Below are 13,662 nucleotides of genomic sequence, written 5' to 3'. Positions count from 1 at the left end.
CGCCTGGTCTCGTCGCTCACGTTCGGTGACACCTCAGTCCCGGTAGGTGGCGGTCGGCGGTCCCGTGACGGGTCCGAGCACCGTCAGCCAGCTGTCGTAGAGCCTCATCCACGTTCCGTCTGCGCGCATCCGATCCAGCGTCCCGTTCACGAAGCGCACCAGATCCTCGTTGCCCTTGTTGACCCCGATACCGTACGGCTCCGACTGCAGCGGCGGGCCGACGATCTCCAGATTCGGATCCTGTGCGGCGAGCCCGGCCAGGATGGAGTCGTCGGTGCTCGCGGCGTCGGCCCGGCGCTGCTGAAGCGTCACGAGGCAGTCGTCCCAGTCGGGCACCGTCACGATCGTGGCCTCGGGCTGCACCCGGCGAACCGTGTCCAGTGAGGTGGTGTCGGCGACGGTGCAGACGCGCTTGCCCGCCAGATCCTCCGGGCCGGAGATGCCGGAGACCTTCGGCACCAGCAGTCGCTGGTATGCCTGGAAGTACACGGTGGAGAAGGCGACGCGTTCGGACCGTTCACACGTGATCGTCGTGCTCTTGACCACGAGATCCACGGCCTTCTTCTCGAGGGCGTCGAAACGGTAGCCGGACGTGAGCAGGCGGAACTCGACCCTGGAGGGGTCGCCGAACAGGTCCCGCGCCATCTCACCCGCGACGTCGACGTCGAATCCCATCAGCATGCCGGTGGTCGGGTCCCGGAAGCTGAACAGGTTGGTGTTCTGGTCGATCCCGACGACGAGCCTGCCGCGCGCGGTGATCTCGGCCAGCGCGCTTCCCGGCGCCCGGACGTCCGGCGCGGCGACCGGGCGCAGACTCGCGAGCGCGCCGCAGGAGTCGGGTGCGGGTGGTTCCGCGGGCACGTCGCCGGTGGGCGGATGGATCTGAAGCCCGTTCGTCAACGGCTGTTCGGAGTAGTCGCCGCTGGCGATGGGAGTGAGGGGTTGCGGGGCGGCGCAGCCGGCCGCGAGAACGGTGGCCACCGCAGCGGAGACCAGGAGGGCGCGCGGGCACGTCCGCCGTCTCGGTCGCCTCACCCGCGTCATCAGTGGTACTCGTTCAGTCTGGGCCAGATCCCCCCACCGACGGCGAACCCGCAGAGCACGCCGATCACCATGCTACCCACCGCGAGCAGCGACAACGAGCGAAAGGACTCGGTCATTCCGTCGACTTCCTCGCCGCGGAAGCTGTCGATCCCGTGTTGCAGCGCCTCGTCGAGGGCCGCGAACGTCGCGGGCGACGCGGAGTCCGCGGGGCCGATCGCGACGGCCGTCGCCCCCGGGTAGTCCCCTGCCTCCAGCCTCTGTTCCAGCGTCTCGTGCGCGTGCCGCCAGTCGCCGAGTGCCGTCACCGCCTCGTCGATCGGCTGCGTGGCTCCCGGTTCGTGAGAACCGCCCTGCAACCCCGCGAGCACGTCGGCCAGCGCGGCGGAGCGGCGGGCGTAGTCGATCTCGGACTGTTCGTCGGAGCCACGCTGCAGCAGCGCGAGGGTCTCGTCCGCCCGGGCCTGCTGAGCGAGGATCCGCGCCTGGGTGATCGTCGCGAGTGGTTGCGCCCCTTCGGTTCTCGCCCGATCCGTGGCCGCAGTGGAGACCAGGGCGGCGCCGGCCAGCCAGACCAGGAGGGTCGCGGCGAGCAGCGACGCGACGACCAGTCCGGGATTGATGCGGCGTTTGCTCTTGCGCGCCAGGTACACCTGCGCGAGGAGGAGCGCGACGAGCAGGGCGACGGTGACGGCGAACGCGGCTCGGGGAAGGCGCCCGGTGAGGACCTGGGTGTCGGCGACGGCCCTCGACTGCTCCGAGTACAGACGCTCGGCGGCGGGCAGGATCGTGTCCTGCATCATCGAGGACGCGTCGCTGAGGTAGGCGACGCCGACCGGGTTGCCCGAGCGGTTGTTGGCGCGGGCCGTCGCGACCAGCGTGGTGTACGCGGCGAGGTTCCGGGACACCTCGGACAACTGGCCGAGGGCGGCGGCATCGGTCGAGTCGACCCCGTTCGACGCGGTGACCAGCGCATTCGACGCGTCCCCGATCGCCTGGTTGTACCGATTGCGGACGGCGATCGGCTCCACGCCGCCCGAGATGAACGACGTGGCCGCCGCGGCGTCGGCGATGGACAGCGAACTGTACAGCCGTTCGGCCGCGTAGGTGAGGGGTTCGGTGTGCGTCCGCAGGGTCTCGATGCGTTGTTGCCGGGCGCCGATCGCCGCCGACGTGACCGCCCCGGTCGCCAGCGCCGCGGTGACGAGCACGATACCCAGCACGGACAGCCGTCCCGGGGTCGAGACGAGGAATTCCCGCCACGGCCGGCGCCGGGAGTCGGGCTCGACGAGCAGCGACTCGTCGAGCGAGTGTTCTTCGGTGACGACGTCGTCTCCGCGGTGGAACACGGTGTCCTCCTCCGCCGAGGTCTTCTGCAAGTGTGCCCCGATTCGCGCCGGGTCGTGCCGGAAAAAGCCGATGTGGCATCGGGGGCACAAAGGAGGGGCAGGGACCGCTGGTGCGGTCCCTGCCCCTCCTCGGGTGAAGCAGTGTGTCAGTGTTGCTCGCGGGTCACGACCCCGACGAGTTGTTCCGCTTCGGCACCCGTGTCGGCGGCCGATTCCGCGGGCGCGGTGACGGTGTCGAGCCGTTCGGCGCTGGTGCGGCTGCGCCGGCGGAACTCGTAGCCGATCAGGATGAAGGCCAGAGTCACCACACTCAGCCAGAATTGCGAACGGGTGGTGGGGAGCACGGCCATGGCCGCGATGACGGTCCCCATCAGTGCGATGGTCGCGTAGCTGAGCCAGGGGAACAGCCACATCTTCAGGGTGAGGGCCCCGGGATCCTGCGCCTCCAGCTTCCGGCGGAGCGCGACCTGGGAGATCGCGATCATGAGGTAGACGAACAGCGCCACGGCGCCGTACGAGTTGACCAGGAACGAGAACACGAGATCCGGGGAGACGAACGCCGCGATCACCGAGGCGTATCCGATCACCGTCCCGGCGAGGATGGCGCGCCGGGGCACACCGCCACCCGACAGGCGGGTGAACATGTGCGGGGCGTCGCCGTTGCGGGTGAGGGCGAAGAGCATCCGCGAGGACGTGTACAGGGCGGAGTTCAGGCAGGACAGCACCGCGGTGAGGATGACGACGTTCATGATCGTGGCCACGCCGGGAATGTGCAGGGCGGACAGGGCCGCCGCGTAGGGGCTGACTCCGACGGCTTCGGCGCTCCACGGCACCACGGCGACGACCACGAAGATGGATCCGACGTAGAACGTGATGATCCGGACCACGATGGAGCGCATCGCCCGGGCGACGGCCTTCTTGGGTTCCGCGGACTCGGCGGCCGCGATGGTCACGATCTCCGCGCCGGTGAAGAAGGCGACGCAGGGAACGACCGCGGCGAGCACCGCGCCCCAGCCGAGCGGAGCGAATCCGCCGTGATCGACGAGGTTCGCCACCCCGGGGGTCGAGTCCGGCCACAGTCCGGTGATCCACAGGGCACCCAGACCGAGGAAGAGGACGATCGCGATCACCTTGATCGACGAGAACCAGTACTCGAACTCGCCGAACGACCGTGCCGACACCAGATTGGTGCAGGTCAGGATGACGAGAAGGCCGAGGCTGAGGATCCACAGCGGCGCGGACGGCAGGTAGAGCTGGAGTATTCGGCCACCGGCGATGGCTTCGACGGCGACGACGATGACGAAGAAGTACCAGTACATCCAGCCGACGGAGAATCCGGCGCGATTGCCGAGCGCTTCCCTGGCGTACACGTAGAACGATCCGACCACCGGCTTGGCCACGGCCATCTCCGCCAGCATCCGCATGATCAGGAGCGTGATGACCCCCGCGATGAGAAACGACACGATCGCCGCCGGGCCCGCGCTCTCGATGACGACACCGCTGCCGACGAACAATCCGGCACCGATCACGCCGCCCAGGGCGATGAGGTTCATGTGCCGTTTCTTCAGGCCCTTCCCGAGTCCGGACTCCTGGCCCTTTCCTTGGTCGGAGTCCTGGGATTGGGCCGGGGGTGGTGTTGCAGTCACGTTTTCCTCCACTGTGCGCTGACCGGAAACGTCAGGTCGCCATCGCGATCCGGGTCGGATCACCGGCGGTTGGAACGGAGAACAGTGCCGGCGGAGAAAGGGAAGACGATCCACCGCGAACTGAACTGTTGATGTGATGCACAACACTGTATGGAGCGTGCCGTGGGGAGCACAGTGCCAGTTCCGGAGCGCCTCTGAGGTCCAGATTGTGAGGTTTGGCGGTTGCTGCCGTCACCCCAGTTCGTAGACGCGGCCGGTGTGGATCCCGGCCACCGATTTGGCGAACGCGCGCGCGACTTCGGCGGCGGGAACGGGCGCGAATCCGGGGAAGAAGTCGCCGTAGACGTCGAGTGCTTCGGTGACGACGCTCGGGCTGACCGCGTTGATCCGGATGCCGCGCGGAAGTTCGGCGGCGGCCGCTTTCACGAACGCCTCCAGTGCCCCGTTGACGGTCGACGCGACCACACCCGAGCGAATCGATTCGCGGGCGAGCACCCCCGTGACCAGGGTGAACGAGCCGCCGTCGGCGACGAACGGCAGCCCCCGCAGCACCAGTTCGATCTGCCCGAGCAACTTGTCGTCGAAACCCAGCCGGAAGTCGCCGGTCGTGGTGTCGCCGAAGCTGGGGAACGGGGTGACGCCCGCCGTGCAGACCACCGCGTCCACCGTCCCGACCCGCTCGTACAGCGCGGTGACGGCGGCGGCGTCCCGGAGGTCGACCGGGACCTCGGTGGAGCGGGATGCGACGACGACGTCGTGGTGGGGTGTCAGGGCGTCCACCACCGCCGTGCCGATGCGGCCGGTGCCTCCGACGACGAGAACCTTCACGAGTGGACCTCCTGTTCGTGCACGGCGGCGATCGGTGCCGCCCGGTGAGCCGGTGTGCGGGTGGGTGCGGCGGGTTCGACCGCGAATTCGGAATCGGCGAGGGCGGCGTCGAGTTGCTCTGTGTGGAAACCGCTGCGGACGGCCCACACGTAACTGACCAGGGCCAGCGCGATCACGACCGGCAGGTCCCAGGAGTCGGCGAGCGGCGGTTCGTCGAGGGGGCCGAATTCGCCGTAGTAGGACACCAGCAGCGTCGCGAGGAGCGTGGCGATCAGCCAGACACCGGCGTCGAGGTGACGGCGGCCGGCAGGGGTGCTCGCCACCCGCAGCGCGAGCACGAAGCCGAGCAGTGCCGCGGTCATCGCCGCGAAGTAGATGGGGAACGACCAGCTGCCTGCCCGCTGCACCTCGGTGGTGTTCATGAACCATCCGCCGCGGGAACTGATGTAGATCCACACGATCAGGAACACCGCCGAGATGGACCAGCCGACGGGCCTGCGCACCCAGCCGTGGTTCACCGACGTGTAGGCCCCGTAGATGCTCACCCCGGCGAACGCGATGACCAGGAGCTGCGCGAGGGACGCGAAGCCGGCGGCGTAGACGATGAACAGGCCTGCCGCGTAGCCGGTGGGCGCCCAGAAACCCATGGCGGGCAGCCGCCAGGTGCGCTCCGCGTGGGGTGCGGTCTTGCGGAGCACCGGTGCGATCGCGCTGCCCATCAGGTAGCTCAGCACCAGGCAGACCGACACCACCGACACCAGCTGGTACCAGCTCGGGAACGGGAGCATGAAGAGCGCGCTGACCACGATCGCGACCACGAGCGACACCCACGGGATGCCGTACCGGTTCACCTTGGCGAGACCCTTCGGCGCGTATTTGTCGATGCCGAACGCGAACGACGCCCGGGCGGCGCTGCCGAGGGTGACCCAGCCGTTGCCCGCCGGGGAGATGGCGGCGTCGATCAGCAGGATGGTGGCGAAGGCGCCGAATCCGGCCGCACCGAGGGCCTGGAACAGCGGGGCCGACGCCCAGTCACTGGTCCGCAGACCCGCCCAGTCACCGACGGAGATCCCGGCGTCGGACCAGTCGAGTGCGCCGAGGAAGCCGATCTGTAGGCCGATGTACACGACCATCGGGATGAGGATGGACAGCACGATCGCCAAGGGGATGTCGCGCTTGGGGTTTCGTGCTTCTCCGCCGTAGTCGAGTACCTGCCGGGAGCCGAGGTAGCCGAACGCGATCCCGCCGATCGCGAGAGCGTGCACGATGCCGCCCGCGCCGGTGGGGAGGAAGCCGCCGCCGACGGTGAGGTTGCTCGAGTTGAACGCGAAGAACAGCAGGATGAACGTCAGGCACGGGACGACGAGCTTCCAGATCGTCACGTACGTGTTGACCTTCGCCAGCAGTTTCACGCCGAACAGGTTGAGGACGAAGAAGATTGCGAGAATACCGATGCCGCAGAGTATTCCGTTCGGCCAGGCGAGGATGGTGGTGCCCTGCTCCACCTTCACCAGACCGAGGTGCGGGAAGCGGCCGCCGAGATAGGTCAGGACGGCCTGCGCTTCGATGGCAGGCAGGCAGACCGTGCCGATCCAGTATCCCCAGCCGGTGATCCACCCGGCGAATGCGCCGTGGGAGAGCGCCGGATAGCGCACGATCCCACCCGATCTCGGGAACATGGTGCCCAGTTCGATCCAGGTCAGCGACACCACGACGAACAGACCCGCGCCGAGGATCCAGGACAGGATGGCGGCCGGGCCTGCGACCGACGCCGACGACAGCACCGCGAACAACCAGCCGGAGCCGATCTGCGTGCTCACCCCCAGCAACGTCAGCTGCCAGAGCCCGAGGGTTCTCTTCAGTTTGTGATCGGGAGCGTCCGGGGATCCGGGCGCCGAAGGTGAATCCGGTAATGTGCTCATGTGAATCCTCCTTGGGGATTCAGGTGCCCGCTCTCATTGGTGTGAGGTTTCGGCGGGCGCCGGGGACCGTCGTGTCCGGGGGTCGACCTCCTCGGCAGAAGAGATCGACCCCGCCCCGGTGGGTAGCTGAAAAGTGTTCGGGGTCAGTGTCCGCCGAAGATGAGGTCGTGCCAGCCCTTGTGCGCCTCTCCGGTGATGTCGGACATGACGTGCTTGACGTTGGTGTACTCGTCGAACGAGTAGGTGGACATGTCCTTGCCGAATCCGGACGCCTTGTAGCCGCCGTGCGGCATCTCGCTGATGATCGGGATGTGGTCGTTGACCCACACGCACCCGGCCTGGATTTCCCGGGTGGCCCGCTGCGCCCTGTACACGTTCTGCGTCCAGGCGGATGCGGCGAGGCCGTAGGGGGTGTCGTTGGCGAGGGTGACGGCCTCGTCGTCGGTGTCGAACGGCAGTACGACGAGGACGGGTCCGAAGATCTCCTGCTGGACGATCTCGGAGTCCTGCGCCGCGTCGACGATCAGCGTCGGTTCGTAGTACGCGCCCGTGGCCGGGGTGTGCTCCGGGATGCGGCCGCCGCGAACCACTTTCGCGCCGGCGTCGCGGGCCCGGTCGACCATCGCGGCGACCTGGTCGCGCTGCTTCAGTGAGATCAGCGAACCCATGTCGGTGTCGGTGTCGTCGGCGGGGCCGACCTTCACCTCGTCCATCAGTTCGGCGACCCGCCGGACGAAGTTCTCGTAGAGGGGACGCTGGATGTAGGCGCGGGTGGCGGCGGTGCAGTCCTGGCCCGCGTTGATCAGCGAACCGGCGACGGCGCCGCGGGCGGCCGCCTCGAGGTCGGCGTCGTCGAACACCACGAACGGTGCCTTGCCGCCGAGTTCCAGATGGACCCGCTTGACGCTGCCGGCCGCGGCCGCGGCGACCTGCTTGCCGACCGGCGTCGACCCGGTGAACGAGACCATGTCCACGTCGGGATGCTCGATCAGAGCCTGTCCGGCGATCCGCCCGGCCCCGGTGAGGATGTTGACGACGCCGTCCGGCACGCCGGCCTCCTTCGCGGTTTCGGCGAAGAGCAGCGACGTCAGCGGGGTGAGCTCGGAGGGCTTGAGGACGATGGTGTTGCCGGCGGCGACCGCGGGCAGGATCTTCCAGGCCGCCATCTGCAGCGGGTAGTTCCACGGTGAGATCGACCCGACGACACCGATCGCCTCACGGCGGATCGACGACGTGTGATCGCCGGAGTACTCCCCGCTCGCCTTGCCCTCGAGATTGCGGGCGGTGGTGGCGAAGAACGTGACGTTGTCGATCACCCCGGGGATGTCGAAACCGTCGGCCAGCTTGATGGCCTTGCCGCCGTTGCGGCTCTCCAGGGCGGTCAGCTCCGTGCTGCGGGATCGCAGGACCTCGGCCCAGCGCAGCATGATGTCCGAGCGTTCGGCGGGCGTGGTGCGGGACCAGCCCGGGAACGCGGCGCGAGCGGCCGCGACGGCGGCGTCGACGTCCCCGGTGGTCGCGGCCAGGCCGGTGGTGATCGGCTCGCCGGTGGACGGGTCGATGATCGTCAGCTCCGTGTCGGAGCTGCCGTGCCGGCGTTCCCCGGCGATGAACTGCAGCTTCTCGTGGGTGGTCATCAATTCTCCAGATCGAGTTGGTCGAGTAGTTGCCGGGCGTCGTCGCCCTCGGACTCCGGGCCCCACAGGTCGCCCAGGGTGTAGCCGCGCGGAAACGGGTCGTCCGCGTCGAGGACGTACTGGTTGAACCCGGTGATCCAGCCGCGGCCGCTGACCGACGGCAGCACCGCCCGGTGTGGTCCCACGTCGGTGATGTCGGTGAGTGTGCCGGTGAACGTGGTGCCGAGCAGGCTCTCGTGGACGAACTGCTCCCCGAGCGCCAGTTCGCCACGCGCATGCTTGGCGGCCATGCGACCGCAGGTGCCGGTGCCGCACGGCGACCGGTCCAGCGCGCCGGTCCACGTACTCGGGTCGTCGAGGTCGACGGCGCCGTTGGGCAGGACGACGGTGTTGCGCCCGGAGACCCCCGGGGTCGGGGACGGGCCGTGGATCATCGTCAGTGCGACGTGGTCGATGTCCGGGTTGAACGGATGCCGGACCGCGACATCGCGTTGCGCGACGGTGCGCAGCACGGCCCCGGCGCGGGCCAGGTCCTTCGCGGCGCCGGGCACCAGTTCGACACCGAGGTCGGCGGCCTTGGCCTGGACGAAGAACTGTCCGCCGAAGACGATGTCGACCGGGACGGTGCCGTATTCGGGCAGCTCGAGCGGATGGTCGATGGCGACGGCGAACGCGGGGACGTTGTCGAAGGTGACCCGCACGACCCTGCCGCCGGCGATGTCGGCGCGCACGTGTACGACACCGACGGCGGTGTCGACCTTCAGCTTCGTCACCGGCTCCTGCACCGGCAGGGTGCTGGTCTCCAGGAGCGCGGTGACGGCGCAGATGAGGTTGCTCCCGGACATCGGCCGGAATCCCCCTTGTTCGAGCACCACCATGCCGAAGTCGCTGTCCGGGTTGACCGGGGGCAGCACCAGGACGGCGCACAGTCCGGGATAGCCGCGCGGCTCGTGCAGCATCAGCAACCTCAGATCGTCGAGGTGCTCACGGCAGTACTGCAGCCGGTCGGCCATGGTGGCGCCTTTGACGTGCAGGTGGCTGCCGATGAGCACCCGTCCGGGCTCGCCGGCGGCGTGGACGTCGACGGCGTTGATGGTCTGCCTGGGGATCACGGTCTCGTCCTTCGGTTCTAGTTCTCGACGACGCTGACGCCGGCCGCGACGAGGAGGCGGCGGAACTCGTCCCGGAACTCCGGTGCCAACGGCAGCACCGGGCGGCGGGTCGGGCCCGCGTCCTGGCCGACGAGCTCGAGGCCGGTCTTGATAGCGCAAGCGTAGTTGTGTGATTCGAGGAATTCGCAGATCGGGAAGATCTTCGTCCACAGTTCCCGGGCGGCAACCAGATCGCCGCGGACGGCGAGCGCGTCGTAGAAGTCCGCGCACAGCTGCGGGATGACGCTCGCGGTCCCCCACACCGACGCCTTCGCCCCTGCGGCGAGCCCGGCGAACGAGAGGGTGTCCCAGCCGTTGAGGGCGGTGATGTCCGCGGCGTGGTGGTTCAGCACGGACGCGAACTTCGCCGCGTCTCCGCCGGTGTCCTTGTAGGAGTTGACGCGGGTCTTGCGTGCCAGTTCGGCGAACTGTGACGGCGCCAGGTCCACCCCGGTGGCGGACGGGAGGTTGTAGTACATGATGTCGATGTCGACCGCGTCGGACACCGCGCTGTAGTGGGTCAGCAGTTCGTCCCAGGACGGGGTGTCGTAGAACGGCGGGACGATCATCACCGCGGCCGCGCCGGCGTCGGCGGCGTGCTTGCTCAGCTCGACGGTCTCGGCGGTGCTCAGTGCGCCGGTTCCGGCGACGACGGGGACCCGGCCCGCTGCGGCCTCGATGTACAGCTCCGTCGCCCGCTTGCGTTCGTCGGTGGACAGGGTGGTGAACTCACCGGTGCTTCCGCCGGGGACGAGGCCGTTGATGCCGCCGCCGATGATGTGCTCGGCCTGACGCTTGATGCCGTCGGGGTCGACGGCCGATCCGTCGGCGGTCAGCGGGGTGACGACCGCGGCGAGGATTCCGCTGAACTGCGTGCTCATGAATTGTCTCCTTGTTTGTGTGTCAGGGGTGGTCGGAGTCGCCGATGATCGAGACGACTTCTTCTGCGCTGCTTCGGATGTGCCGGGTCACTTCGGCCCGGATGATGTCGGGGTCCCCCAGTGCGATGACGTCGACCAGCCGGGCGTGCATGGCGAGGTCGCGGTCGGGGTCGTAACGGGTGGCCTGGTCGACCGTCATGGCCATGCGGATCTGCGCCGCCACGAGAGGCCAGATCTTGATCAGCATCTCGTTGCCCGACGCCAGCCACAGCGTGCGGTGGAACTCGAGGTGCGTCAGGTCGGACGCCACCACGTCGCCGGAGGCGATCGCCGTCCGGTGGTCGTCGAGTGCCTGCCGCAGGGTGTCGAGTCCGCCGCGGGTGGGGTCGGCGGCCAGCCGTTGCGCCGCCGTGGTCTCCAGCGAGACACGGACCTCGGCGAGATCGAGCAACGCGTGCGGGCTGGTCTGCGCCACTCGAATCCCCTTGTACGGCTCCTGGATCAGGGTTCCCTCGTGGATCAGCACGTGGACTGCTTCCCGCAGGGTGGGCCTGCTGACGCCGAGGACGGCGGCGAGTTCGACCTCCTTGATCCGCTGGCCGGGTTGCAGCTCCCCCGTCAGGAGGGCCCGGCGGATCGAGTCGGCCACTTCTTCCCGGCGCGTGCCGCTGCTGATCGGCTGCAGACCGCGGACGACGCCGGTGCCGGTAGCCGGTGGTGCGATCGTCATGGCGTGAGGTTTCTTTCTCGGACGGCGCCTGCCGAGACGGCCGATCAGGCGCGGCGCAGGGCGCGCCGGGACAGGAAGCGGTTGGGCGAAATCGAGGTGGCGATCTCCGGAACACGGTGATTGACAATGGTTTCGGTGATGATCTCGGCGGTGCCGGGGGCCAGGGTCAGGCCCAGCATGCCGTGCCCGGAAGCGATGTAGGCGTTGTCGAGGTTCCCGAACTTGCCGACGATCGGCAGGCCGTCCGGGGTCATCGGACGCAGTCCCGCCCACGGCGCCGCCGCTCCGGGCGGGTTGTCCCAGCCGTCGAAGTTCTCCGCGGCCGCACGCTGGATGGCGGCGACCCGGGTCTGGTTCACGCTCTCCTCGAAGCCGCCGAACTCCATGGTGCCGGCGAGCCGGATCATGCCGTCGAGTGGGGTGACCGCCACGCGGGCGTCCTCGAGCGTCAGCGAGGTGTTCAGCGTGATCGGTGCCGGACTGTAGTCGACGCTGTAGCCCTTGCCCGGACGGATCGGCATCGGGGCGCCGAGTTCCTTCGACAGCGGGCCACTCCACACGCCGGCCGCCAGCAGCAGCGCGTCGCCGTCGATCTGCTCGCCCGTGTCGGTGACGACACCGGTCACGGTGGAGCCCCGGCGCAGGAAGCGTCCCACCTTGGTGTTCTCCCGGATCTGCACCCCGAGTTCCTCGCAGCGCTTGACCAGCGCACGGGTGAGGGAATCGGGTTCGAGCTGGCGGTCGTCGGCGAAGAACAGACCGTGCTTGATCCGGTGGTTCAGCGCCGGCTCGGTTTCCTGGACGCCGTCGCTGTCCAGGTGGGTCGGGTGCATGCCGAAGCCCTCGAAGATCGGCAGGGATCCGCAGTGCTCCTCGTAGCGCTCCCGGGTCTCGAACGCCAGCAGCACACCGGCCTTGTGCATCTCGAATTCGATGCCGTCCTTGGTGTATTCGTCGAGCAGGTCGTTCGCATCCGAGGCGAGACGCAGGTGCGTCTCCAGCCCGAAACGGAAGTCCCGGGCGTTACAGTGCCGCGCCATCGTCAGCATGAATTTGAGGAAATCCGGTGCCACGGAAGGCTTCACATACAGGGGGCTGTCCGGCTTGAGCATCCACCGCAGTCCCTGCAGGATGACGCCCGGCGCCGGGACCGGCCCGCTCTCGGCCAGCGCGATCTTCGCGGCATTCCCGTGGGTGGCGGCCGAGCCGGCGGTCCGGGCTTCCAGTACGACGACCTCGCAACCGGCCTTGGCGAGACGGTACGCACTCGCCAAGGCGACGACACCACCTCCGACGACAACGATTCGCATGATGTCTTCAGCCTCCTGACAGCGCCGACCGGCGCTTCGATGCAACCGGTGGGTCGCGAAAAATGTGAGATGCAGTTTGTCAGACAATCTGCGCTTGTGATGGGCAACACTAAGCACTACCTCGACCCGCTGTCAACGGCTGGGGAAAATTGGCGCCCGTCCCGTGATCGAACGGGGCTCCCCTGCATCCATATGGGTGCCAGGTCCGGGATTGTCAGGCAATATGCATAATGGGTTTCAAGAAGTCCCCACTCGACAAGGCGGATCATGGCGAAGTCACAGGCCACGGCGGCAGTCGCACCGAGCAGCTCCTCGGCGCTGCTGCCGGTTGCCTCGACCACTCGCCGCGACGGCGTCATCGCCGAGATCAAGCGCGCGATCGTGCTCGGCGCCCTGAAGCCCGGCGAGAAGCTGACCGAGGCCCAGCTGTCATCTTCGCTGAGTGTGAGCAGGCCGACCGTTCGTGAAGCCCTCAACCAGCTGGCCCAGGAGGGGCTGCTCGTGCAGGAGCCGTATCGCGGCCTGCGGGTGGCATCGCTCGACGCCAAGGCCCTCCTCGACATCGCCGAGGCGCGCGTCGCGATCGACATGCAGGCGATGACCGCGATCCTCGCCGACGGCTCCGGACGCCGCCTCGAGATGGTGATGGACAGCTGGCGCGAGTACGCGCGCCTCGCCTTCGACCCCGACCCGCTCGTCCAGCACGACGCCCACCTGCGATTCCACCGCAGCATCTGGGCGGCGTCGGAGAACTACCTGCTGCTGAAGCTGTGGCCGGTCACCGAGGCTCACATCACGATCGCGCTCGCGCAGGACCAGTTCACCCGGTCGGACCCCCAGCGTGCCTTCGAGGTCCACGAGCGGCTGGTCGACGCGATTCGCACGCGCAACCTCGACAAGATCCGGGCGGCCTTCGTCGCGCACACCATCGACAGCGCCGAAGAGCTCGTCGCACTGATGGCGGCCGCCGAGGGCTCGGACTGAGCTTCGGGGCCCCTCGGACGGCCGTGGCCACCGAGATAACCCGAAATTTACACACCGGCGCCTGACGCGCACCGGCGCAGGCGCGACCGGACAATCCCCAGATCAGCGGCCCGCGGGCTCCTCTGTGCACGATGGTGGTGTTTCGTCCGGGTGACGCCGATCGGCCGAAGTCTCGAAAACCTT

The 13,662-nt window shown here is 68.4% G+C and carries 11 protein-coding genes; 1 reads left to right on the top strand and 10 read right to left on the bottom strand.

Translation table 11 applies throughout. The features are described 5' to 3' along the window. Positions 1-33: 33 nt before the first annotated feature. From ACFU5V_RS23115 to ACFU5V_RS23070, 10 genes are all read right to left on the bottom strand, one after another. A complete protein-coding gene (locus ACFU5V_RS23115; protein ID WP_378702196.1) occupies positions 34-1,044 on the bottom strand; it encodes a glutamate ABC transporter substrate-binding protein in 1,011 nt (336 codons plus the stop codon). After that, the gene (locus tag ACFU5V_RS23110; RefSeq protein ID WP_378702194.1) at positions 1,044-2,420 is read right to left on the bottom strand and encodes a hypothetical protein; all 1,377 of its coding nucleotides are present in this window, start codon (positions 2,418-2,420) and stop codon (positions 1,044-1,046) included. Before ACFU5V_RS23110 ends, ACFU5V_RS23115 begins: the two co-directional genes overlap by 1 nt. A gap of 116 nt (positions 2,421-2,536) precedes the next feature. Further along, positions 2,537-3,943 carry an amino acid permease gene (locus ACFU5V_RS23105; protein WP_378702323.1) on the bottom strand — a complete coding sequence of 469 codons (1,407 nt, stop codon included), beginning with the start codon at positions 3,941-3,943 and terminating at the stop codon, positions 2,537-2,539. 324 nt (positions 3,944-4,267) lie between these two features. After that, positions 4,268-4,864 (bottom strand): short chain dehydrogenase, encoded by a 597-nt coding sequence (locus ACFU5V_RS23100; protein ID WP_378702192.1) that lies wholly within the window; start codon positions 4,862-4,864, stop codon positions 4,268-4,270. Further along, positions 4,861-6,786, bottom strand: coding sequence for an APC family permease (locus tag ACFU5V_RS23095; RefSeq protein ID WP_378702190.1), 1,926 nt, complete (start codon positions 6,784-6,786; stop codon positions 4,861-4,863). The genes ACFU5V_RS23100 and ACFU5V_RS23095 overlap by 4 nt, the downstream gene beginning before the upstream one ends. A gap of 143 nt (positions 6,787-6,929) precedes the next feature. Next, the gene (locus ACFU5V_RS23090; RefSeq protein ID WP_378702188.1) at positions 6,930-8,423 is read right to left on the bottom strand and encodes a gamma-aminobutyraldehyde dehydrogenase; all 1,494 of its coding nucleotides are present in this window, start codon (positions 8,421-8,423) and stop codon (positions 6,930-6,932) included. Continuing rightward, a complete protein-coding gene (locus ACFU5V_RS23085; RefSeq protein ID WP_378702186.1) occupies positions 8,423-9,535 on the bottom strand; it encodes a proline racemase family protein in 1,113 nt (370 codons plus the stop codon). Before ACFU5V_RS23085 ends, ACFU5V_RS23090 begins: the two co-directional genes overlap by 1 nt. A gap of 17 nt (positions 9,536-9,552) precedes the next feature. Continuing rightward, complete coding sequence (locus ACFU5V_RS23080) at positions 9,553-10,455, bottom strand: dihydrodipicolinate synthase family protein (RefSeq protein WP_378702184.1); 903 nt, start codon at positions 10,453-10,455, stop codon at positions 9,553-9,555. Between the two features lie 22 nt (positions 10,456-10,477). Beyond that, positions 10,478-11,185 (bottom strand): GntR family transcriptional regulator, encoded by a 708-nt coding sequence (locus tag ACFU5V_RS23075; RefSeq protein ID WP_378702182.1) that lies wholly within the window; start codon positions 11,183-11,185, stop codon positions 10,478-10,480. A 44-nt stretch (positions 11,186-11,229) separates the two neighbouring features. Next, positions 11,230-12,495 carry an NAD(P)/FAD-dependent oxidoreductase gene (locus ACFU5V_RS23070; RefSeq protein ID WP_378702180.1) on the bottom strand — a complete coding sequence of 422 codons (1,266 nt, stop codon included), beginning with the start codon at positions 12,493-12,495 and terminating at the stop codon, positions 11,230-11,232. Positions 12,496-12,762: 267 nt separating this feature from the next. Between ACFU5V_RS23070 and ACFU5V_RS23065 the strand changes: the two genes are divergently transcribed. Then, complete coding sequence (locus ACFU5V_RS23065; protein ID WP_378702178.1) at positions 12,763-13,479, top strand: GntR family transcriptional regulator; 717 nt, start codon at positions 12,763-12,765, stop codon at positions 13,477-13,479. The last annotated feature ends 183 nt before the right edge of the window (positions 13,480-13,662 follow it).

The sequence above is a fragment of the Rhodococcus sp. NPDC057529 genome, from assembly GCF_042802055.1.
Lineage (GTDB): Bacteria > Actinomycetota > Actinomycetes > Mycobacteriales > Mycobacteriaceae > Rhodococcus_F.
The sequence above is the reverse complement of the archived record's forward strand: the minus strand, read 5'-3'. Positions and strand labels throughout refer to the sequence as shown.